This window comes from Kitasatospora sp. NPDC048540, from assembly GCF_040651175.1.
Taxonomy (GTDB): domain Bacteria; phylum Actinomycetota; class Actinomycetes; order Streptomycetales; family Streptomycetaceae; genus Kitasatospora.
In genome coordinates this window covers 14,769-35,679 of the sequence record NZ_JBEZIR010000089.1, presented here as the reverse complement: position 1 = coordinate 35,679, position 20,911 = coordinate 14,769, and the positions used below count along the sequence as shown (strand labels likewise).

The following is a 20,911-nucleotide window of genomic DNA, read 5'->3' as shown; positions in this document are numbered from 1 at the left end:
GTCGGGGCCGCTTCGGCCGCGGCCGCCCAGGCCGCCGGGCGGGGTGCGGCAACGGCCGGGCGCTCCCCGTCGGCGCGCCCGCTCAGGCCAGCACCTGGGTCAGGAAGGCGTCCAGGTTGGCGACCGTGCGGGCGATCTGCTCGTCCAGGGTCAGCGACTCCTCGGGGCGGCTGACCAGCGCGGACTTCTTCTTCCCGCGGACGTACAGCGAGCAGGCCAGGTCGGCGCAGAGGTAGGTGCCGACCGTGTTGCCCTCGCGGCCGGCCGCGCCCGCGCGCCGGGCGGTGAGCAGGGCGACGCCGGAGCCGGCGTGCGTGCTGATGCACAGGTTGCAGATGTTGGTCCGGGTCAGCGAACGGCGGACCGAGGGCACCCGCAGGGTCAGCCCGACCGGGCCGCCGTCGCGTTCGGCCACCAGGTACCCGCGGTCGGGCGCGCCCGGGTCCCGCCAGCCGAGGAAGTCGAGGTCGGCCCACGGGACTTCGGCCAGCTGGCGGGGCAGGTTGAGGCGGCGGGCCTCGCCCTTGGAACAGTTGACGAAGGAGTCGCGGATCTCGGTCTCGGACAGTGCGTGCATGGTTCGCACGCTAGCCACCGTCCGGGGTGGCTGTCGCCCCGTTTTCCGGTCCGCGGTGGCGGCCGGGCGGCGGGCCGGTCAGGGTGGGCGCATGGAGCGGGTGCCGCTGGAGTCGTCCTGGATCAGCTCCGCCGGGTACGACGCGGCCGTGCGGGAGCTGGAGGTCGAGACCCTCGCCGGAGCGGTCTACCGCTACCTCGCGGTCCCGCCCGAGGAGTACGCCGCGCTGCTGGCCGCCGAGAGCCACGGCAGGTACCTCAACCTGCGGATCAAACCGCGCTACGGCTACCGCCGGGTCAGCCCTTGTCCGTGACCGCGGCGGCCTTGGCGGCCCGCTTCGCCTCCTGCTTGTAGGCCCGCACCTTGGTCAGCGACTCCGGGCCGGTGATGTCCGCGACCGAGCGGAAACTGCCCTCTTCGCCGTACGGCCCGGCGGCCTGCCGCCAGCCCTGCGGGCGGACCCCGAACTGCTTGCCCAGCAGGGCGAGGAAGATCTGCGACTTCTGCTTGCCGAACCCCGGCAGCGCGGTGAGCCTGGCCAGCAGCTCCCTGCCGTCCGGCGCGTCCCGCCAGACCGCCTCCGCGTCGCCGTCGTAGTGCTCCACCAGGTACGCGCACAGCTGCTGCACCCGCTTGGCCATCGACCCCGGGTAGCGGTGCACGGCCGGCTTCTCGGCGAACAGCGCCGCGAACTCCTCCGGGTCGGCGGCGGCGATCCGGTGCGCGTCCAGGTCGTCGGCGCCCAGCCGGTCGGCCAGCGTCCGGGGGCCGGTGAAGGCGTGCTCCATCGGGACCTGCTGGTCCAGCAGCATGCCGACCAGCGCGGCGAGCGGACTGCGGCCGAGCAGTTCGTCGGCCTCGGGCTGCTGGGCGAGTCGAAGTTTCACGGCCATGGCGGGACGGCTCCGATCAGGTCGGGACTCACATGCTTGCAGCTCGGCCCGCCGGGCCCGGCGCACAACACGCGCGCCCGCGCCCGGGGGCTCTCAGGACGGGCCGGACGTCATCAGCTCGCGGACGCAGCCGCGCAGCCAGGCGTGCGCCGGGTCGGCCTGGTGGCGCGGGTGCCAGGCCAGGCCGAACGGCATCACCGGCAGGTCGAGCGGGATCTCGAAGGTGACCAGGCCCAGCGCGTCGGCCAGGCCGCGGGCCCGGGCGGCCACCAGGCCCACCAGGTCGCTGCCGCGCACCGTGAACAGCGCGGCCGGGAAGGTGGGCGCGCTGCCCACCACCGTCCTGGCCAGGCCGAGCCCGGCCAGCGCGGTGTCGACCGGCCCGTGCAGGCGCCCGCGCCGCGAGACGCTCAGATGGTGCGCGGCGGCGAACCGCCCGGCGGTGACCGGTCCGCCGGACAGCAGCGGGTGGCCGGGGCGGACCACCGCCAGCATCCGGTCGTCGAAGACGTGCTCGACCCGGACCTCGGGCGAAGTGGTGTCGATCACCCCCGCCTCCAGGTCCGCCACCCCCTCCCGCAGGGCCGGGCCGTCCCGGTGGCTCTCGGCGAGGAACCGCAGCCGTACCCCGGGCGCCTCGGCCGCGGCCCGGGCGAACAGCGCGGGGCCGAAGGCGGCGGCGAACGCGTCGTGCGCCAGCACGGTGAAGGTGCGGGTGAGGGTCGCCAGGTCGACCTGACCGGCCGCCGTGAACAGCCCCTGGGCCCGCTCCACCACCGCCCGTACCTCGGCCCGGATGGCCAGCGCGTGCGGGGTCGGCACCAGTCCGCGGCCCGCGCGGACCAGCACCGGATCGCCCAGCGCCTTGCGGATCCGCCCCAGGGTGCGGCTCATCGCGGGCTCGGACAGGTGCATCCGGGCGGCCGCGCCGGACACACTGCCCTCCTCCAGCAGCAGGTCGAGCGCGACCAGCAGGTTGAGGTCCAGGCCGGAATGCGTCACGTGCATTCCTCTCTTGTGAAACTTGCACTGGATGACAGGACCGAGCCGCCCTACCGTGGCAGACATCCCGTCATCCACGCCAGCTCCAGGGGGAGCCTTGCCGACGCCTGCCCGCACACCCGAACCGGTCCTTACGCCCGGACCGGTCCCTACGCCCGGACCAGTCGGTACGCCCGGACCGGAAGAAGCGCCGGGACTGCGGCGGCCGGTCCTGCTCGCCGTCGGCGCCTGCGTCCTGGTCGCCCAGAGCATGGTCGCCGCCATCAACCTGATGGTCCCGCAGCTCGCCGCCGCCGGGCTCGGCCTGAGCTCCGACCAGCTGATCTGGGCGGTCGACGCCTACGTGATCGTCTTCGCCGGACTGCTCATCCCGGCCGGGGCGCTCGGCGACCGCCACGGGCGGCGCGGCGCGCTGCTGGCCGGCCTCGGACTGTTCGCGGCCGGTGCGGCCCTCAGCGCGCTCGCCGACGGGCCCGCCGTCCTGATCGCCGGCCGCGCGGTCTCCGGCGCCGGGGCGGCCCTCATCATGCCCGCCACCATGTCGATCCTGGTCCAGCTGGCCGGCCCCGCCCACCGGGCCCGGGCGCTCGCCTCCTGGACCCTCGCCCTCGGCCTCGGCGGCCTGGCGGGCAACCTGGGCGGCGGCCTGGTCGCCCAGTACCTGCCCTGGCAGGCGCTGTTCTGGGCGATGCTCCCGCTGGCCGCCCTGCTCGCGGCGGCCGTCGCCACCGCCGTCCCCGCCGTCCCCCGGCACCCGGCCACACCCGACGCCACCGGCTCCGCCCTGCTCACCGGCGGCCTGGCCGCCGTGCTGTACGGCATCATCGAGGGCCCCTCGCACGGCTGGGCCTCGGCCCAGGTGCTGACCGCCTTCGCGGCCGGCGCGCTGCTGCTGGCCGCCTTCACCGGGTACGCGCTGCGCGCCCGGCACCCGCTGGTCGACCCGCGGCTGTTCGGCAACCGGCGGCTGCGCTCGGCGGCCCTCGGCTCCGCCGCGAGCTTCTTCGGCCTGTTCGCGCTCTTCTACGTCAACTCCCAGTACCTGCAGTACGTCAAGGGCTACTCGGCGGCGCTCACCGGCCTGGCGATCGCGCCGCTCACCGTCGGCATGGCCCTGGCGCCCCGCGTCGCGGTCCGGATCCAGGCGCGGTACGGACCGCGGCCGCTGATCGGCGGCGGACTGCTGCTGATCGGGCTCGGACTGCTCGGCGTCTCCACCGCCGACGCCGGCACCCCGTACCCGCTCTACGCCGTCCACCTGCTGGTGCTCTCCGCGGGCATGGGGCTGTCCGCACCCGCCCTGGCGTACGGGGTGGTGTCCGAACTCCCGCCCGGCCGGGCCGGGTTGGGCGCCGGGCTGAACACCGCGGCGCGGGAGGCCGGCGCGGCACTCGGTGTCGCCGTGGTCGGCACGGTGCTGGCCGCCCGGGCCGGCGGGCCCGGCACGGCGGCCGACCGGTTCACCGCGGGGATGGGCCTCGGGCTGCGGCTGGTCGCCGTGCTGGTGCTGCTGGCGGCCGCCGTCGCGACGGCCGGCTACCGGGCCGACCGGACACCCTCGGCCGCCGCACCGCCCGCCGAAACCCCCGACCACCCGGTCGCGCTCTGAGCGGCCCCGGCCGGGAGCCCCCGCCGGTGTCAGGTCCTGGTGGACGGGCCCGGCCGGGGGCGGCCGACGGTGTGCACCGGGGTGTCCCGGAGGCCGGGCGGGTGCGGGACGGGCCGAACGCCGGGCGTCGGTTCGGCGCGTGAACTCCCGTCCGGCCCGCCGAAGGCGCACACTTGGCCTCATGACGGCTGCTGCCCACCCCGCCCGGCTGATCGTCCTACGGCACGCCAAGGCCGCCTGGCCGGACGTGCCGGACCACGAGCGCCCGCTCGCCGAGAAGGGCCGGATCGACGCCCCCGCGGCCGGCCGCTGGCTGCGGGACTGCGGCCGCGCGCCCGACCTGGTGATCTGCTCGCCCGCCCGGCGCACCCGGGAGACCTGGGAGCTGGCCGCCGCCGAACTGGATGCCGACCCCGAGGTGGTGTACGACCCCCGGGCGTACCGGGCCGACGCCGAGGACCTGCTCGACGTGGTGCGCAAGGTCCCGGAGGAGCGCCGTACCGTGCTGCTGGTCGGCCACCGGCCGGCCGTGCAGGACCTGGTGCTGCTGCTCGCGGTCGAGCGGACCGACGAACCCTCCACCCGGGTCCGGGAGAAGTACCCGACCGCGGCCGCCGCCGTCCTGGCCCTGCCCGGCACCTGGGCGCAGCTCGGGCCGGGTGGCGCGCTGCTGACCGAGTTCGTGGTGCCGCGCGGCACGGCCGGCTGAGCCTCCGCCGGGCCCGGTGACCAGCACCGGGCCCGGCGGCCGGCCGGCGGCCGACCGTCAGGAGCCGACCGTCAGAAGCTGACCGTGACGGCCAGCTGCGGATCCTCGCCGGGCACCGTGCGCAGCTCCCCGATCCGGCCGGCCGCGCGGACGTCACCGAGGGCGAGCGTGAGCCGGTCCAGCGCCGGGCGCGGCCCGGTGACCACGGCCAGCGCCACCTCGGCCCGCATCGACAGCTGCGCCTGCGACTTGGCCTTGCGCACACCGGCGATGGCCTGGGCGGCGGTGGCCAGCACCGCGCGGTCGGCCGGCCCGGCGGCCTCGCGCAGCTCCTCGGCCCGCGGCCAGTCGGCCCGGTGCACCGAGCCCTCCTGCCACCAGGACCAGACCTCCTCGGTGGCGAACGGCAGGAACGGCGCGAACAGCCGCAGCTGCACCGACAGCGCGGGGGCGAGCGCCGCCCTGGCCGAGTCCGCCGCCCGGGCGCCCTGCTCGCCGTACGCCCGGGACTTGACCAGTTCGAGGTAGTCGTCGCAGAAGTGCCAGAAGAACTGCTCGGCCCCCTCCAGCGCCCGGGTGTAGTCGAACTCCTCGAAGGCCGCGGTGGCGGCCTCGACGGTGGCGGCGAGTTCGGCCAGCAGCGCGGCGTCCAGCGGTTCGGTGATCCGCTCCGGGCCGCCGGCGGCGCCGAGGCCGAGGACGAACCGGCTGGCGTTGAGGACCTTGACCGCCAGGCGGCGGCCGATCTTCATCCGGCCGACGTCGAAGGCGGTGTCGGTCCCCGGCCGTCCGCTGGCCGCCCAGTACCGGACGGCGTCCGAGCCGTGCCGCAGCAGCAGGTCGGTGGGGGTGACGACGTTGCCGACCGACTTCGACATCTTCTTGCGGTCCGGGTCCAGGATCCAGCCGGAGATCGCGGCGTGCCGCCACGGCAGCACCCCATGCTCGCTGTGCGCGCGGACCACCGAGGAGAACAGCCAGGTCCGGATGATCTCGTGCGCCTGCGGGCGCAGGTCCATCGGGAAGACCCGGGCGAACAGGTCCTCGTCGCGCTCCCAGCCGGCCGCGATCTGCGGGGTGAGCGAGGACGTCGCCCAGGTGTCCATGACGTCCGGGTCGGCGGTGAAGCCGCCCGGGCGGTCCCGCTGCGCGGGCTCGTACCCGGCGGGGGTGTCGCTGCTCGGGTCGACCGGCAGCGCCGACTCCGGCGGGGTCAACGGCCGCGCGTGGTCCGGGTTCCCGTCGGCGTCGAGCGGGTACCAGACCGGGATCGGGACGCCGAAGTACCGCTGCCGGCTGACCAGCCAGTCACCGTTCAGGCCCTCGGCCCAGCTGTCGTAGCGGACCTTCATGTGCGCCGGGTGCCAGGACAGTTCGCTGCCGCGGGCGAGGAGTTCGGCGCGCAGCCGCTCGTCGCGCCCGCCGTTGCGCAGGTACCATTGGCGGGTGGTGACGATCTCCAGCGGCCGGTCGCCCTTCTCGTAGAACTTGACCGGGTGGCTGATCCGCCGTGGCTCGCCGACCAGTTCGCCGCTCTCGCGGAGCAGCGCGACGATCCGCTCCCGGGCGGTGTGCACGGTCGCACCGGCCAGGTGGGCGTAGGCGGTCCGGGCGGGTTCGGAGTCCAGGGCGGCCGGTGGCTCGGCGGCGAGCCGGCCGTCGCGGCCGAGCACCGGGCGGGTGTCCAGACGCAGTTCGCGCCACCAGACCACGTCGGTGGTGTCGCCGAAGGTGCAGACCATGGCGATGCCGGTGCCCTTCGCCGGGTCGGCGAGCCGGTGCGCGAGGACCGGGACCTCGGCGCCGAACAGCGGGGTCCGCACCCGGGTGCCGAACAGCGGCCGGTAGCGGGCGTCGTCGGGGTGTGCGACCAGGGCGACACAGGCGGGCAGCAGTTCCGGCCGGGTGGTGTCGATCTCCAGCGGCGGCGCGCCGTCCGGGCGGGCGAACAGCAGCCGGTGGTAGGCGCCCGGGCGTTCGCGGTCCTCCAGCTCGGCCTGGGCGACGGCGGTCCGGAAGGTGACGTCCCACAGGGTCGGCGCCTCGGCCGGGTACGCCTCACCGCGGGCCAGGTTGCGCAGGAAGGCCCGCTGCGAGGCGGCGCGCGCCGGGGCGCCGACGGTCCGGTAGGTCATCGTCCAGTCGACCGACAGTCCCAGGCGCTGCCACAGCTCCTCGAAGGCCGTCTCGTCGGTGGCGGTGAGTCGCTCGCACAGCTCGGTGAAGTTCCGCCGGGAGACCGGGACCTGCTCCCGGCCGGGCTCGGCGGGCGGGACGAAGCGCGGGTCGTACGGCAGCGAGGGGTCGCACCGGACACCGAAGAAGTTCTGCACCCGGCGCTCGGTGGGCAGGCCGTTGTCGTCCCACCCCATCGGGTAGAACACCTCGCGCCCGCGCATCCGCTGGTAGCGGGCGACGGCGTCGGTGTGGGTGTAGGAGAAGACATGGCCGACGTGGAGCGAGCCGCTGACGGTCGGCGGCGGGGTGTCGATCGAGAAGACCTGGTCCCTGGTCCGGGACCGGTCGAAGCGGTATACGCCCGACTCGTCCCAGCGCCGCGACCACTTCTCTTCGAGCCCGTCGAGGGAGGGCTGCTCGGGGACGTCGGGGAGACGAGGCAGATGCGTCATGCCACCGCATGCTAACCGCGGCGCACCGGCGGGCGCCGGGCATTTTCGGCCCGGCGGGGGATGCGGGTCGGCCGTCGGGGCTGGTAGGCAAGGGTGCGTGCGTTTCGACAGTGTGCCCAAGCCCCCGCAGGTCGAGGCCAGGCCTCACGACACCCGCGGCTACCCCGTTCCCGCGATCACGCCCTGGGAGGACGGCCTCCCGCAGTTCGCCCTCACCGACCACGGGCGCAGCGCCGACTGTGCCCGCGGACGGCTGTGCTCGGTGTGCAACACGCCGATGCCCCGCGGCCCGGTGTGGCGGGTGGTCGGGGCGGCCGAGAGCGCGGCGATCGCCGGGGCGCTGGCGGCCGGCCGCCCGTACCGCAACCTCGCGCCGACCCTGGAGGGCCCCGGCCACCGCGCGTGCATGCTGTACGCCTCGATGGTCTGCCCGTACCTGGCCCGTCCGAACGCCCGCCGCGGGCTGTCGGCCGACGGCACGGACGAGCTGACCGCGCACGTGGTGCGCGGTACCGCCCGCGGCGGGAGCGGCGCGGTGGTCGGTTTCGGCGACTACGAGTACGCGGTCACCCCGGACAAGGTGCTGTTCCGCTTCCTGGACCTGGTCGAGTACCTGCCGCACGACGCGGCCGACACCCACCTGGCCGAGCTGCGGGCCGAACTGGCCCGCCGCCCGGCCTGACCCGGCCGGCCGGTCCCCGGGTCAGTGCTTGCCGGCGCGGTACGCGGGCAGGCCGGCGGAGGTGGAGACCTGGACCGGGGCCGCGCCGCCGTGGGCCGGGAGCGTGGCGATGCCGCCGGGCGTGCGGACGGCGATGGTCCGGCCGTCGGGGGAGAACGCGGGCTCGGTGTAGTCGGTGGTGGCGTTCGGGGTGAGGTCCTTGGCGTCCTTGCCGGTGTGGTCCACCTCGAAGACGTGGTCGTGGCCGCCGACCGAGCGGACGAAGACGATCTCCTCGCCGTCGGGCGACATGGCCGGCTGGGAGCCCTTGCCGAGCGAGCTGCCCTGCTGGCGCAGGTACTCGTCGCGGATGTACACCTCGCCGGTGTCGGAGTTGGCGTACACGGCGGCGCCGACCTTGCCCCCGCCGCTCGGCCAGGTGTTGCCGGTCGCCGGGAGCGGCTTCACGTCCGGGTCGGACATGGTGTTGAGGGCGATCTGCTCGGGGGTGCCGCCCTGGGCGGTCGCGGCGACCCGCTCCAGGCGGGAGACCCCGTCCTTGACGGCGGCGAAGATGATGTTGTTCTTGGCGGGGATCCGGTACTGGTCTTCGGCCGGGGCGACCTGCCAGGTCGGGTGGGACCAGGTCTGGCCGCCGGGGTTCTTGGCGACCACGACCCGGCCGCTGCCGTCCGGGTTGGAGACCACCAGGTCGCCGGACCCGCTGACGAAGGCCGCCTTGCTGCCGTCCGGGGACCACGCCAGGTCCCGGACCGCGGTGCCGAAGTCCACCTGGCCGCCGTTCATCAGCACGTACTGGGTTCCGTTGCTGATGGTCAGCCCGTTCCCGGCGGTGCCGTTGGCCGCGGCGGCGGTGCCCGTGGGCGTCGCCCCGGCCGGCTTGGACGCGGACGCCGAGGCGGACGGCTTCGCGGTCGGGGTCACCGGGGCCGGCGCGGTCGCGGTGGAGGCCACGGAAGGGCTCGCCGGGCGGGCGGCGGCGGTGGCGCTCGCGGAGGCGCCGGGCGCGGCGGAGCCCGCGGGCTCGGGGTCGCAGCCGGTGAGCAGCGCCACCCCGGCGGTGACGGCGAGGGCGATGGCGACGGCGGAGCGGTTGCGCATGCGGGTGCGAGCGGACATGGCTGGGTTCCCCCCGGAAACGGTCTGACGACGGCGGTGTGTCACCTATCGAGCCGCGCCGTCATCCCCTGGGCGGTGGACGCCCGTTCGACCTGTCGCTGCTCCGTGTGATGAGAGAAGTCTGGCAACCGCGCGTCCTCGATCTGTGTGCCGCCCGTCACGGCTGTGCAACACCGTCGGCTCCCGCGTACGGAGGCGCCTTCCAGGCCCGGGCGCGCCGCTGTGGAAGGGTGGGGAAGCGCCGGTGCGAACCGGACGGACCCGGGAGGCAGGCACGCCATGACACCTCATCAGAACCCCTCCGGCGGCGAGCGCGCCGACCTGCTGGAGACCCTCGCCAAGCACCGCGGGTTCCTGCGGCACACCGTCCGCGGCCTCAGCGACGAGCAGGCGGCGCTGCGCACCACGGTGAGCGAGCTGTGCCTGGGCGGACTGATCAAGCACGTGGCCGGGGTGGAGGCCCGCTGGATGCGGTTCGCGACCGGCGGCGCGGAGGCGATGCGCAGCGAACCGATCGACTGGGCGGGCCAGTTCCGGATGCTCCCCGGCGAGACGCTGGACGGCCTGCTGGACGCCTACGAGCGGGTCGCCGGGGAGACCGACGAGCTGGTGGCGACCCTGCCCGACCTCGACCTGGCGCACCCGCTCCCGGAGGCGCCCTGGTTCGAGCCGGGCGCCAGCTGGTCGGTGCGCCGGGTGCTGCTGCACATCATCGCGGAGACCTCCCAGCACGCCGGCCACGCCGACATCATCCGCGAGTCCCTGGACGGCGCGAAGACCATGGGCTGACGGCCGGGCCCGACACCGCCCGGACCGCAGAAGGGAGTCGACGCCGTGCCAGGGCAACCCGGCGGCACACCGATCGAGGGCACGCCGTCCGAGGACGGACCGTCCGAGGGCAGACCGTGCTGGGTCGACGGGAGGTTCGCCGATCCGGCCGCCGCGCAGCGGTTCTACGGGGACGTGCTGGACTGGACCTTCGTCGAGCGCCCGGTGGAGTCCGGCGGCGGCGCCCGGGCGTACGCGGACGGCAGGGCGGTCGCGGACCTCGTCCCCCCGCCGCCCGGCCAGGCGGGCCAGTCGGCCTGGTGCCTGTACTTCGCCTCGCCCGACGCCGCAGCCACCGCACGGCGGATCCGCGCGGCCGGCGGCCGGGTGCTGACCGGCCCCGCCGAGACCGGCCGGCTCGGCACGGTGCTGCTGGCCGCGGACCCGGGCGGGGTGCCGTTCGGGGTCCGGCAGAGCGGCACCGCCGCGGGCGTCGAGCGGCGCCGCGGGCCCGACGGCTTCTCCTGGGCCGAGGTGTACACCCGCGACCCCGCGGCCTCGGACGCCTTCTTCACCGCGGTCTTCCCGTACGGCGTGCGCCGGATGGAGGACGGCGGACTCGACTTCAAGGTCTTCGACCTCGACGGCGAGCCGGTGCTGGGACGGCTGGCGATGACGGACGAATTCCCGCCCGGGCTGCCGCCGTACATCGGCGTTTACTTCACCGTCCGGGACTGCGACGCGGCCGTCGCGACCACCCTGGAACGCGGCGGACGGACGGTGTTCGGGCCGCTGGACAGCCCCTTCGGACGGTTCGCCGCGCTGATCGACCCGCACGGCGCCGCCTTCGCCGTACTGGACCCGGCGGAGGCGGCCGGCGAACTGGCCGCCCTGCCCGAACCCGGCTGAGCCCGCGCCCGCGCCCTCGGGCGGCCCGGCGGCGGCGTTCCGGGGGACGGCGCGGTGTGTCCGGCCGGGGACGGCCCGCTCCCGCGGTGTCCACTGGTCCTGTCACCGCCCGCCGCTGCGAGAGAGATCCGATGACCACCTGGGAGACGGCTCCCCGGGCCGCCACCGGGCGCCCCTCACCCGCCCGGCGCTCCCTGCGCTCCCCGCGCGGCCGGCCGGTGGCCGCCGCGACCCTGCTGGCCGCCGCCCTGCTCTGCCTGTGGGCGCTGTTCCTCGCCGCGGACGCGGGGGACCTCGCCGCCCAGTACGCCTGGACCGAGTTCACCAGCCGCTACCCGGACGCCGCGTACAACCTCTCCTGGTACGGCGGCATGCACCCCGCCTCGTACAGCCTCATCGCGCCGTACCTGATGGGCTGGCTCGGCGTCCGGACCACCGGAGTGCTGGCCGGGACGGTGTCGGCGGCGCTGGCCGCCGGCCTGCTGGTGCGCGCGCCACTGCGCCGCCCGATGGCGCCGGCGCTGTGGACCGCCGTCGCGCTGTGGGCCAACATCGCCTCCGGGCGGGTCACCTTCGCGGTCGGCGTCGCCTTCGGCCTCGCGGCGCTCGGCGCGGTCCTGCCACCGGCCCGCCCGACCCGCTCCCGGACTCACACCGTGCCCTTCCGAGCCGGGGCCCCGCGGCCCGCCGCGGCCTTCCTGCTCGCCGTGCTCGCCACCATGAGCAGCCCCGTCGCCGGGCTGTTCCTGTGCGTCGCCGCGGCCGCCCTGGTACTGACCGGACGTCACCGCGAGGCACTCACCCTCATGGTGGGCCCGGTGCTGGTGGTCGGCTGCACCGCACTGGTCTTCCCGTTCCACGGCATCCAGCCCTTCGACTGGTGGCTCGCCCTCCCCCTGACCGCCTCCGCCGCCGCCGTCGCCGCCCTGGTCCCGGCCGAGTGGCGCACGGTGCGCCGCGGCGCGGCGGTGTACGCCGCCGGGGTGGCCCTCACCTGGACGGTGCCTTCGCCGGTCGGCAGCAACGTGGAACGGCTGTCGCTGCTGTTCGCCGGAACGGTCCTGCTCGCCGCGCTCCTCGAAGCCGCCCCCGGCGGGCGGCGGCGGACCACCCTGGTGGTGGCCTTCCTGGCGGTCGCCGCCTGGCAGGTCGGCAAGCCCGTCGGCGACCTGATCACCACCGTGCCCTCCGCCCGGGCGGCCCGCTCCACCGCACCCCTGCTCGGCGAACTGCACCGGCTCGGCGCCGACCGCGGCCGGATCGAGGTCGTCCCGCTCCGCTCCCACCAGGAGGCCTCCGGCCTCGCCCCGTACGTCAACCTGGCCCGCGGCTGGAACCGGCAGGCCGACGTGGCCCGCAACCCGGTCTTCTACCAGGACCGCCCCCTCACCGCCGACGCGTACCACGCCTGGCTGCGCAACTGGGGCGTCGGCTACGTCGTGCTGCCCGCCGCCGCGCCCGACGACGCGGCCGTCGACGAGGCCGGGATCGTCGCCGCCGGACCCCCCTGGCTGAACGAGATCTGGCACGACGACGGCTGGCGGCTGTTCCGGGTCACCGACGGCGTGCCGCTGGCCGAACCGCCCGCGACGGTCCGCCGGGCCGGGCCCGCCACCCTCACCGTCGAGGTCCCGCGGGCCGGCCCGGTCCTGCTGCGCATCCCGTGGTCACCGTGGCTCGGCATCGAGGGCGCCCGCGGCGGCGACCGCGGCTGCCTCGCCGAGTCCGGCGAGTGGACCGTGCTGCACGCCGCCGCGCCCGGCACCTACCTGGTCGGCGCCCGGTACGGCCTGACCCGCGGCAACCCCTGCGCCTAGGGGACGGGCACGGCGGCGGCGCCCCCTCGCCCGTACCTCCCCGTACATCCCGGGGATGACCGCGCCCCCGGGTTACCACCGGGGGCTGATGCCCGGGGCCGGCCGCCGCCCTAGGTTTCCTGCCATGACCAGTCAAGACAGCACTCCACCGGTGGTCGTCCGCCTCGACGGCGTACGCAAGGAGTACGGCGAGTCGACCGCACTCGACGGCGTGTCCCTGGAGATCCGGGCCGGGGAGGCGGTCGCGGTGATGGGACCGTCCGGCTGCGGCAAGTCCACCCTGCTCAACATGGTCGCCGGCCTGGACCGGCCGACCGCCGGCACGGTCGCCGTGCACGGCGAGGACCTCGGCCGGCTGAACGAGACCGGCCTGGCCCTGTTCCGCCGCAAGCGGATCGGCATGATCTTCCAGTTCTTCAACCTCATCGACGACCTGCCCGCCCTGGACAACGTCGCCCTCGCCGCCCAGCTCACCGGCTCCGCCCCCGCCCAGGCCCGCCGCCGGGCCCTCGAACTCCTCGGTGAACTGGGCATCGCCGACCGCCGCGACACCTACCCCGCCGCCCTCAGCGGCGGCGAACGCCAGCGGGTCGCCGTGGCACGCGCTCTGATGAACCGTCCGGCCCTGCTGCTCGCCGACGAACCGACCGGCGCCCTCGACAGCCGCGCCGGCGAACAGGTGATGGACCTCCTGATCGACCTCAACCAGCTCGGCCAGACCCTGCTCATGGTCACCCACGACCCCCGGCTCGCCACCCGCTGCGCCAGCCGGCTGATCGAGTTCGCCGACGGCCGGATCGCCCGCGAGAGCACCCTGGAGCCGACCCCGTGAGCGGCGCCGTCTGGCGGGCCTCCCGGGCGGCCGTCCGCCGCCGCCGGGTGCAGACCTTCGTGATCGGCCTGGTCGTGCTCACCTCGACCGTCGCGCTGGTGGTCGCGCTCGGCCTGCTCGCCGCGGCCTCCGGCCCGTTCGACCGCACCTTCGACCGGCAGCGCGGCGCCCACCTGGCCGCCACCTTCGACCCCGCCGTGACCACCGCCGAGCAGCTCACCCGGGCCGCCCACCGGCCCGGCGTGACGGCGGCCGCCGGGCCGTTCGCCCAGACCGTCGTCACCGTGCCGCCGCACCTGGACACGGCCGCCGACGGCGACTACCACCCGCCGCCCGGCCCGGTCACCGTGGTGGGCCGCGCCGACCCCGGCGGCCCGGTCGACCGGGTCGACGTGTGGAGCGGCCGCTGGGCCACCGGGCCCGGCGAGATCGTGCTGATGCGCCCACCCGGCCAGACCTGGGCCGCCGCCGAGGGCATCGGCCGACGGCTCACCCTCCCCGGCGCCCCGCCCCTGACCGTCGTCGGCTTCGCCTCCAGCCTGAGCCAGACCGCCGGCGCCTGGGTCCGGCCCGACCAGATGCCCGCCCTGCACCCCACCGCCCTCCAGATGCTCTACCGCTTCGACCACGCGGGCACCGGCGCCGAGGTCGACGAGGGCCGCACCACCGTGACCGCGGACCTCCCCACGGGCGCGCTGCTCGGCTCACTGTCCTACCTCACCGTCAAGCAGGACATGACCGGCACGGCCAACGCCTACCTGCCCTTCCTGACCGCGTTCGGGGTGCTCGGCCTGGTGGTGGCGGTGCTGATCGTCGCCAATGTGGTCAGCGGCGCCGTCGTCTCGGGCTTCCGGCACATCGGCGTGCTCAAGGCCATCGGCTTCACCCCCGGTCAGGTGGTCTCGGTCCACCTGGTGATGGTGCTGGTGCCCGGAACCGTCGGCTGCGTCCTCGGCACCGTGCTCGGCGACCTCGCCGCCCGGCCGATGCTGCGGACCGTGTTCATGGGCTTCGACAACGGGTACTTCGAGGCCACCCTCAGCCCCTGGGCCGAGGTGCTGACGCTGCTGGGCATGCCCGTGGTCGTCCTGCTCGCAGCCCTCGGGCCCGCCCTGCGCGCGCACCGCCTGCCCGCCGCCCGGGCGATCAGCGCGGGCAGCGCCCCGGGCACCGGACGCGGACTGCGGGTGCAGCGCCGCCTCGGCGGCACCCGGCTGCCGCGCGCCGTCAGCCTGGGGCTCGGGCTGCCGTTCGCCCGGCCGGGCCGGACCGTGATGACCCTCACCGCGCTGATCCTGGGCGTGACCACGGTGACCGTCGCGACCGGGCTGTCCGCCTCGGTGGGCGCCTTCCTGGACGCGACCGGGAGCGCCTACCAGTCCGTCAGCTACGTCGGTGACGGCGCGAGCACGACCCCGCCGACCGACACCGACGCCGAGATCGAGGCGAAGCTGCGGGCGCTGCCCGGGACGGCACGGCTGGCCGCCGCCGCACCGGTCCGGGTGCACCTGGCCGGGGCCCCGCAGCCGCTGCGCGCCTGGTTCCTGCGCGGGGACCGGGAGATCGCCCGCTCGGCGCTGGCCGCGGGCCGCTGGTACTCCGGCCCCGACGAGGCCGTGGTCGGGGCGCCGTTCCTGAAGAAGCACGGCGTGCGGGTCGGCGACCGCCTCACCCTGGACCTCGACGGCCGGCAGCACACGGTGACCGTCGTCGGTGAGACCGTGGCCGGCGACTCCGACGGGCTGACCGCCCCCTGGGAGACCCTGGCCGCGCTCGCCCCCGACCTGCCGGCCACCCGCTACGTGAACCAGTACTGGGTCCAGGTCGCGCCGGGCACCGACGTCGGCGCCTACAACGCCGCCGTGAAGGCGGCGGAGCCCGGGCTCCAGCCCACGGTCACCGGGGACGGAACCTCCGTCACGGTGAGCATCGTCGGCTCGGCCACGGTCCTCACCCTGCTGCTGGCGGCGGTCGCCGCGCTCGGCGTCTTCAACACGACCGTCCTGAACACCCGCGAACGCCGCCGTGACCTCGGGATGCTGAAGTCCATCGGGATGACCCCGCGTCAGGTGACGGTGATGGTGGTGACCTCGATGGCGGCGGTGGGCGTGGCGGGCGGCCTGCTCGGCGTCCCGCTCGGGATCGCCGTGCACCGGCTGGTCGTCCCCGCCATGGCGGACGCCATGGACACCACGCTGCCGGCCGGCGCGCTGGACGTCTGGCACCCCTCGGCGCTCGCCCTGCTGGTCCTGGCGGGGACGGCCATCGCAGTCCTCGGCACGCTGGTCCCGGCCCGCTCGGCGGCGCGGCTCACCATCGCCGAGGTGCTGCACAACGAGTGACCGAGGCCCTGGACGCCGAAGGCCCGGAGCGCGGCAGCCGCGCTCCGGGCCTTCGAGGGGTGTCGGGTGCCCGGGGTCAGTCGGAGGAGTCCTGCTGGATGAAGTCCCGGTACTCGGCGGCGGTGAGCAGCCCGTCGAGCGCCTTCGGGTCGGACAGCTCGACCTGGACCAGCCAGCCGTCGCCGAAGGGATCGGTGTTGACCTGCTCCGGCTCGTCGTTGAGGCTCTCGTTGACCGCCGAGATCCTGCCCGTCAGCGGCATGAAGATCTCGGACACCGCCTTGACCGACTCCACACTGCCGAACGGCTCGTACTGGTCCGGTCGGTCACCCGTCTTCGGCAGCTCGACGTAGACGATGTCGCCGAGCTGGCGCTGCGCGTGGTCGGTGATGCCGACCTGCACCTGACCCTTGCCCAGCGAGCGCACCCACTCGTGGTCCTTGCTGTACTTGAGGTCGTCCGGGACGTTCGCCATGCCAGCCTCCACAGAAGTCAGAAGTCGTCCGGGCGGCGCCGTCACCGACCGCCGCCGTGACGACCGGGCCGGTCGGTACGAGGCGCCAGCGGAGAGCCTGCTACAGCGCGCGGCCCCGGGCCGGAATGTTCGCCCGCAGGGGTGAGTCGGACCTGGTGGACCGCGCCGAGCGGCCCGCGCCGGGTGGGCTGTGGCGGACCGTCAGGTGAGCGAGTCGATCCAGCGTTCCAGCCGGCGCCCCTCGACGGCCATCAGCTCGGGGTCGCGCAGGGTGTTGGTGAGCAGCGAGATCCCCTGGTACGCGGCGACCAGCGCGACCGCGAGTTCGCGGGCATCCTCGCGTCCCATCGCCCGGAACTGCTGTTCGGCCCAGTCGATGAGTGCCTCGATCACCTTGGCGACGGCGCGGTCGAGGCCGTCCGCGCGCTTGTCGAGCTCCGAGGCCAGGGATCCGGTCGGACAGCCGTGGCGGGCGGTGAGCTCGCGCTGCTCGATCCAGCCGTTCAGCAGCGCCTTCAGCCGGTCCTGCGGGGTTTCGAGCGTGTCGAGCGCGCCGATCAGGGCGGCGAGGCCCTGCGCATGGGCGTCGATCGCCGCCTCGACCAGCTCGTTCTTGGTCTTGAAGTAGTAGTAGACGTTGCCGACCGGTACGTCGGCGGCCCGGGCGATGTCGGCGAGCGTGGTCTGTTCGACGCCCTGCTCGTGCAGTACCTGGGCGGCGGCGGCCGCCAGCCGCTCCCGCTTGCCCGAGGACCGCCGGGCGGTTTTTGAGTGAGTCACCTGACTGACTGTAGACGTGCGCCCCGGGGAGCGGCTAGGGTCTCGACTAAGTCAGCCAACTGACTTACCTATCCACTGACCAACTCGCGGGGGTTTTCTCATGATCGTTGTGACGGGTGCGACCGGGAACGTCGGACAGGAGCTGGTCCGGATCCTCACCGGCGCCGGCGAGCAGGTGACCGCGGTCTCCCGCCGTCCGGCCCCGCTGCCCGACGGCGTACGGCACGTGGCGGCCGACCTCGCCGACCCGCAGAGCCTGCGCCCCGCCCTGGACGGCGCCGACGCGCTGTTCCTGCTGGTCGCCGGCGAGGACCCGCAGGGCATCCTCGACCTCGCCGCAGCGGGCGGCGTGCGCCGGGTCGTCCTGCTCTCCTCGCAGGGAGCCGGGACCAGGCCCGAGGTCTACCGCCACCCGGTCGCGTTCGAGGAGGCGGTACGCCGCTCCGCCCTGGACTGGACCGTCCTGCGCTCCGGGGGCCTGAACTCCAACGCCTTCGCCTGGGCCGGGTCGATCCGTGAGCGGCGGACGGCCGCTGCGCCCTTCGGCGACGTCGCGCTGCCCACCGTCGACCCCGCGGACGTGGCCGAGGTCGCGGCCGCGGTCCTGCGCGGGAGCGGCCACACCGGCCGGACGTACGACCTGACCGGACCCGCCGCCGTCAGCCCGCGCCAGCGGGCCGAGGCGATCGGCGAGGCGCTGGGCAGCCCGGTGCGGTTCGTCGAGCAGACCCGCGCCGAGGCCCGCGCGCAGATGCTGGCCTTCATGCCGGAACCGGTGGTGGAGGGCACCCTCGCCATCCTCGGCCGGCCGCTGCCCGCCGAGCAGGAGGTGAGCCCCGCCGTCGAACGCATCCTCGGACGGGCGCCGCGCACCTTCGCCGCCTGGGCCGCCCGGACCGCCCCGGCCTTCCGCTGACCTGCAGCAGCCGGGCACCGTCCCGGGGCCCTGAACTCCCGCCCCCCTGACCCCGACCCCTGGACCCCTGACCCCTGGACCCCCGACCCGCACAGGAGCGGCCGACATGCCCGTCCAGCCCGTCCTCGACTCGTTCATGTTCCACCGGGAGCACCACCGGGAGCTCCATGGGGGGCTCCACCGGGAAGGCGGTGAAGGCCCGCCGATCGTGTTCCTGCACGGCAACCCCACCTCCTCCCACCTGTGGCGGCACGTCCTGCCCGCCGTCGGCCGGCCGGGCCGCCTGCTGGCCCCGGACCTGATCGGCATGGGGGCGTCCGGGCAGCCCGACATCGCGTACACCTTCGCCGACCAGGCCCGCTACCTGGACGCCTGGTTCGACGCGCTCGGTCTCACCGACGTCGTGCTGGTCGGACACGACTGGGGCGGTGCCCTCGCCTTCGACCGGGCCGCCCGGCACCCCGACCGGGTCCGCGGCATCGCGTTCACCGAGACCATCGTGAAGCCGATGAGCTGGGAGGAGTTCCCGGAGGGCGGCCGCCCGCTGTTCCGGGCGATAAGGACCCCGCAGGTCGGTGAGGCGATGATCCTCGACGACAACGCCTTCATCGAACAGGCGCTGCCCGGCTCCCTCGCCACCCCCCTCGACCCCGCAGACCTGGAGGTGTACCGCCAGCCGTACCCGACCCGCCGCAGCCGCCGCCCGTTGCTGCAGTGGCCCCGGTCGATGCCGCTGGGAGGCGACCCCGCCGACGTCGTCGCCAGGATCGAGGCGTACGACAGCTGGCTGGCCGCCAGCGCGGACGTGCCCAAACTGCTGCTGACCTTCGCCCCCGGGCCCGGGGTGATGATGGGCCCCGCGACCGTCGAGTGGTGCGCGGCGAACATCGCCGGCCTCGAGATCGAGCACCACCCCGACCTGGTCGCCGGCCACCACACCCCGGAGGACCAGCCGATCGCCATCGCCGTCGCCGTCACCGCCTGGTCGGCCCGGCACGGCCTCCACCGGGCCCGGACGGCTGGGCCGACGGGGCCAGCTGGGACGGCTGGAACGGGGGCGGGGGCGGGAGCGGCGGCGGGAGGTGCTTACGCGTCGCTCCCGCCGGGGGAGACGAGTCCCGTCTCGTAGGCCAGCACGACCGCCTGGGCGCGGTCGCGGAGGGTCAGCTTGGCGAAGATCCGGGCGACGTGGGTCTTCACGGTCGCTTCGCTGAGCGTCAGCGTGCGGGCGAGCTCGGCGTTGGACAGGCCGCGGCCCAGCAGGGTGAGGACCTCCAGCTCGCGCGGGGTCAGGGCGCCGAGCTCGCGGTGGACGGCCGGCGTCCGGCGCTCCCCGGCGTCGGTGCCGGGGCCGCCGCCGGTGGCGAAGCGTTCCACCAGCCGCCGGGTGATCGAGGGCGCCAGCAGGGCGTCGCCGGTGCCGACCAGGCGCACGGCGGCAGCGAGGTGCTCGGCGGTGACATCCTTCAGCAGGAAGCCGCTCGCCCCGAGCGCCAGCGCGGCGTAGACGTACTGGTCGAGGTCGAACGTGGTCAGCATGATCACCCGGCAGTCCGGGTCCTGCCCCAGGACCTGCCGGGCGGCCTCCAGGCCGTCCAGGTTCGGCATCCGGATGTCCATCAGCACCACGTCTGGCCGCAGGCTGCGGGCCGCCGCCACCGCCTCGGCGCCGTCCCGGGCCTCGCCGACCACGTCGAGGCCGCGCGCGGTGAGGATCATGCGGAACCCGGTCCGGACCAGCGCCTGGTCGTCGGCGATCAGGACCCGCGGCGCGGGCCCGGCACCCTCGGAGCCCTCGGTACCCGCGACGCCGGCCGGCGCCGGGCCCGTCACGGCCGGTCCCGCGGCCGGTCCAGCGGTCGTTCCGACGGCCGGTCCGGCAGCCGGTCCGACGGCTGCTCGAAGGGCCGGTCCAACGGGATCCTGGCCCGGACCCGGTAGCCGCCGCCCAGCCGCCGCCGCGCGTCCAGATCGCCGCCGTACACCGCGACCCGCTCCCGCAGGCCCACCAGCCCGCGGCCCGCGCCGTCACCCCGCCGCCCCGCGGTCGGCGCCGTCGCGCCAGGGGACGAGGGGCGGCCGAACAGCGTGCTGGGTCCGCTGTTCAGCACCTCCACCCGCAGCTGGCGGTCGGCGTAGCGGACCGTCACCTCGGCCTTGGTCGCGTCGCCGTGCTTGAGGGCGTTGGTCAGCGCCTCCTGCACGATCCGGTACGCCGTCAGTCCGACCCCGCCCGGCAGCGCCCTGGGCTCGCCGGATATCCGCACCTCCACCGGCAGTCCGGCGAACGCGATCCGGTCGACCAGCCGGCCGAGCTGGTCCAGGCCGGGCTGCGGGGACAGCGCGGCCGGGTCGGGGTCGTCATCGCCGCTCTGCGACGGCGCGAGCACCCCGAGCAGGTGCCGTAGCTCGGTCATCGCGTCCCGTCCGGCGCCCTCGACGGCGATCAGCGCCTCCACGGCCTGGTCGGGCCGCAGGGTGAGCACCTCGCGGGCCGCCCCGGCCTGGACCACCATGACGCTCACGTTGTGGCTGACGATGTCGTGCAACTCCCTGGCGATCCGGGCCCGTTCGGCGTCCACCGCGACCCGCGCGGCGCTCTCGCGCTCCCGCTCGAGCAGCCAGCCGCGCTCCTCGATCACCTTCCGGTGCAGCCGCCGGGCCCGGCCGAGCGCGACCGCCAGCCACGCCGCCCCCACCGCCACCACGGCCAACGCGACGACCAGCCAGACGCTCCCGGATCTCCACACGGCCCCCACCCTGCCAGCCACCCGCCCGCCGCCGCATCGTCCGCCGGGCCCAGGTCCGTACATCCCCGGGATGACCTCGGCGCCGGGCGCGGATCACGTAC

At 75.3% G+C, this 20,911-nt stretch carries 20 protein-coding genes; 11 read left to right on the top strand and 9 right to left on the bottom strand.

What is annotated here, in order from left to right; all coding sequences use genetic code 11:
* Window positions 1-82: 82 nt before the first annotated feature.
* Window positions 83-577 carry an FBP domain-containing protein gene (locus tag AB0D08_RS28415; protein ID WP_033818236.1) on the bottom strand — a complete coding sequence of 165 codons (495 nt, stop codon included), beginning with the start codon at window positions 575-577 and terminating at the stop codon, window positions 83-85.
* Window positions 578-668: 91 nt separating this feature from the next.
* Here AB0D08_RS28415 and AB0D08_RS28410 point away from each other — a divergent pair, with 91 nt between their 5' ends.
* Complete coding sequence (locus AB0D08_RS28410; RefSeq protein ID WP_033818235.1) at window positions 669-890, top strand: KTSC domain-containing protein; 222 nt, start codon at window positions 669-671, stop codon at window positions 888-890.
* Here AB0D08_RS28410 and AB0D08_RS28405 read toward each other — a convergent pair.
* Together AB0D08_RS28405 and AB0D08_RS28400 are read right to left on the bottom strand one after the other, a co-directional pair.
* A complete protein-coding gene (locus tag AB0D08_RS28405) occupies window positions 874-1,470 on the bottom strand; it encodes an HhH-GPD-type base excision DNA repair protein (RefSeq protein WP_033818234.1) in 597 nt (198 codons plus the stop codon). The genes AB0D08_RS28410 and AB0D08_RS28405 overlap by 17 nt on opposite strands.
* A gap of 93 nt (window positions 1,471-1,563) precedes the next feature.
* Window positions 1,564-2,478 (bottom strand): LysR family transcriptional regulator, encoded by a 915-nt coding sequence (locus AB0D08_RS28400; RefSeq protein ID WP_033818233.1) that lies wholly within the window; start codon window positions 2,476-2,478, stop codon window positions 1,564-1,566.
* A gap of 244 nt (window positions 2,479-2,722) precedes the next feature.
* Between AB0D08_RS28400 and AB0D08_RS28395 the strand changes: the two genes are divergently transcribed.
* Both AB0D08_RS28395 and AB0D08_RS28390 read left to right on the top strand, forming a co-directional pair.
* The gene (locus AB0D08_RS28395) at window positions 2,723-4,081 is read left to right on the top strand and encodes an MFS transporter (protein WP_359892841.1); all 1,359 of its coding nucleotides are present in this window, start codon (window positions 2,723-2,725) and stop codon (window positions 4,079-4,081) included.
* A 181-nt stretch (window positions 4,082-4,262) separates the two neighbouring features.
* Window positions 4,263-4,790 (top strand): histidine phosphatase family protein, encoded by a 528-nt coding sequence (locus tag AB0D08_RS28390; RefSeq protein ID WP_199520253.1) that lies wholly within the window; start codon window positions 4,263-4,265, stop codon window positions 4,788-4,790.
* Window positions 4,791-4,861: 71 nt separating this feature from the next.
* Here the strand turns inward: AB0D08_RS28390 and valS are convergent, their stop codons facing one another.
* A complete protein-coding gene (valS, locus tag AB0D08_RS28385) occupies window positions 4,862-7,420 on the bottom strand; it encodes a valine--tRNA ligase (protein ID WP_359892838.1) in 2,559 nt (852 codons plus the stop codon).
* Between the two features lie 97 nt (window positions 7,421-7,517).
* On the opposite strand from valS, the gene AB0D08_RS28380 reads away from it, so the two are divergent.
* Complete coding sequence (locus AB0D08_RS28380; RefSeq protein WP_033818231.1) at window positions 7,518-8,102, top strand: hypothetical protein; 585 nt, start codon at window positions 7,518-7,520, stop codon at window positions 8,100-8,102.
* Window positions 8,103-8,123: 21 nt separating this feature from the next.
* On the opposite strand, the gene AB0D08_RS28375 is transcribed toward AB0D08_RS28380, so the two are convergent.
* Window positions 8,124-9,221, bottom strand: a complete 1,098-nt coding sequence (locus AB0D08_RS28375) for a PD40 domain-containing protein (protein WP_033818230.1) — start codon at window positions 9,219-9,221, stop codon at window positions 8,124-8,126.
* Between the two features lie 279 nt (window positions 9,222-9,500).
* Here AB0D08_RS28375 and AB0D08_RS28370 point away from each other — a divergent pair, with 279 nt between their 5' ends.
* From AB0D08_RS28370 to AB0D08_RS28350, 5 genes are all read left to right on the top strand, one after another.
* On the top strand, window positions 9,501-10,010 hold the full coding sequence (locus AB0D08_RS28370) for a DinB family protein (RefSeq protein WP_033818229.1): 510 nt from the start codon (window positions 9,501-9,503) through the stop codon (window positions 10,008-10,010).
* Window positions 10,011-10,055: 45 nt separating this feature from the next.
* Window positions 10,056-10,898, top strand: coding sequence for a VOC family protein (locus AB0D08_RS28365; protein ID WP_359892835.1), 843 nt, complete (start codon window positions 10,056-10,058; stop codon window positions 10,896-10,898).
* A gap of 131 nt (window positions 10,899-11,029) precedes the next feature.
* Entirely contained in the window at window positions 11,030-12,715 is a 1,686-nt protein-coding gene (locus tag AB0D08_RS28360; RefSeq protein ID WP_359892832.1) for an MFS transporter, read from the top strand.
* Between the two features lie 124 nt (window positions 12,716-12,839).
* Complete coding sequence (locus AB0D08_RS28355; RefSeq protein WP_359892829.1) at window positions 12,840-13,547, top strand: ABC transporter ATP-binding protein; 708 nt, start codon at window positions 12,840-12,842, stop codon at window positions 13,545-13,547.
* Window positions 13,544-15,889 (top strand): FtsX-like permease family protein, encoded by a 2,346-nt coding sequence (locus AB0D08_RS28350; protein ID WP_359892826.1) that lies wholly within the window; start codon window positions 13,544-13,546, stop codon window positions 15,887-15,889. The genes AB0D08_RS28355 and AB0D08_RS28350 overlap by 4 nt, the downstream gene beginning before the upstream one ends.
* Window positions 15,890-15,965: 76 nt before the next feature.
* On the opposite strand, the gene gcvH is transcribed toward AB0D08_RS28350, so the two are convergent.
* Together gcvH and AB0D08_RS28340 are read right to left on the bottom strand one after the other, a co-directional pair.
* Window positions 15,966-16,364, bottom strand: a complete 399-nt coding sequence (gcvH, locus tag AB0D08_RS28345; RefSeq protein WP_359892824.1) for a glycine cleavage system protein GcvH — start codon at window positions 16,362-16,364, stop codon at window positions 15,966-15,968.
* A 201-nt stretch (window positions 16,365-16,565) separates the two neighbouring features.
* Entirely contained in the window at window positions 16,566-17,144 is a 579-nt protein-coding gene (locus tag AB0D08_RS28340; RefSeq protein ID WP_033818225.1) for a TetR/AcrR family transcriptional regulator, read from the bottom strand.
* 100 nt (window positions 17,145-17,244) lie between these two features.
* Here AB0D08_RS28340 and AB0D08_RS28335 point away from each other — a divergent pair, with 100 nt between their 5' ends.
* Window positions 17,245-18,060, top strand: a complete 816-nt coding sequence (locus AB0D08_RS28335; RefSeq protein ID WP_033818224.1) for an NAD(P)H-binding protein — start codon at window positions 17,245-17,247, stop codon at window positions 18,058-18,060.
* 106 nt (window positions 18,061-18,166) lie between these two features.
* Window positions 18,167-19,189 carry a haloalkane dehalogenase gene (locus AB0D08_RS28330; RefSeq protein ID WP_359892820.1) on the top strand — a complete coding sequence of 341 codons (1,023 nt, stop codon included), beginning with the start codon at window positions 18,167-18,169 and terminating at the stop codon, window positions 19,187-19,189.
* Here the strand turns inward: AB0D08_RS28330 and AB0D08_RS28325 are convergent.
* Window positions 19,147-19,893, bottom strand: a complete 747-nt coding sequence (locus AB0D08_RS28325) for a response regulator transcription factor (protein ID WP_359892817.1) — start codon at window positions 19,891-19,893, stop codon at window positions 19,147-19,149. The two genes, AB0D08_RS28330 and AB0D08_RS28325, sit on opposite strands and share 43 nt — an antisense overlap.
* Entirely contained in the window at window positions 19,890-20,810 is a 921-nt protein-coding gene (locus AB0D08_RS28320; protein ID WP_359892815.1) for a histidine kinase, read from the bottom strand. The genes AB0D08_RS28325 and AB0D08_RS28320 overlap by 4 nt, the downstream gene beginning before the upstream one ends.
* Window positions 20,811-20,911: the final 101 nt, after the last annotated feature.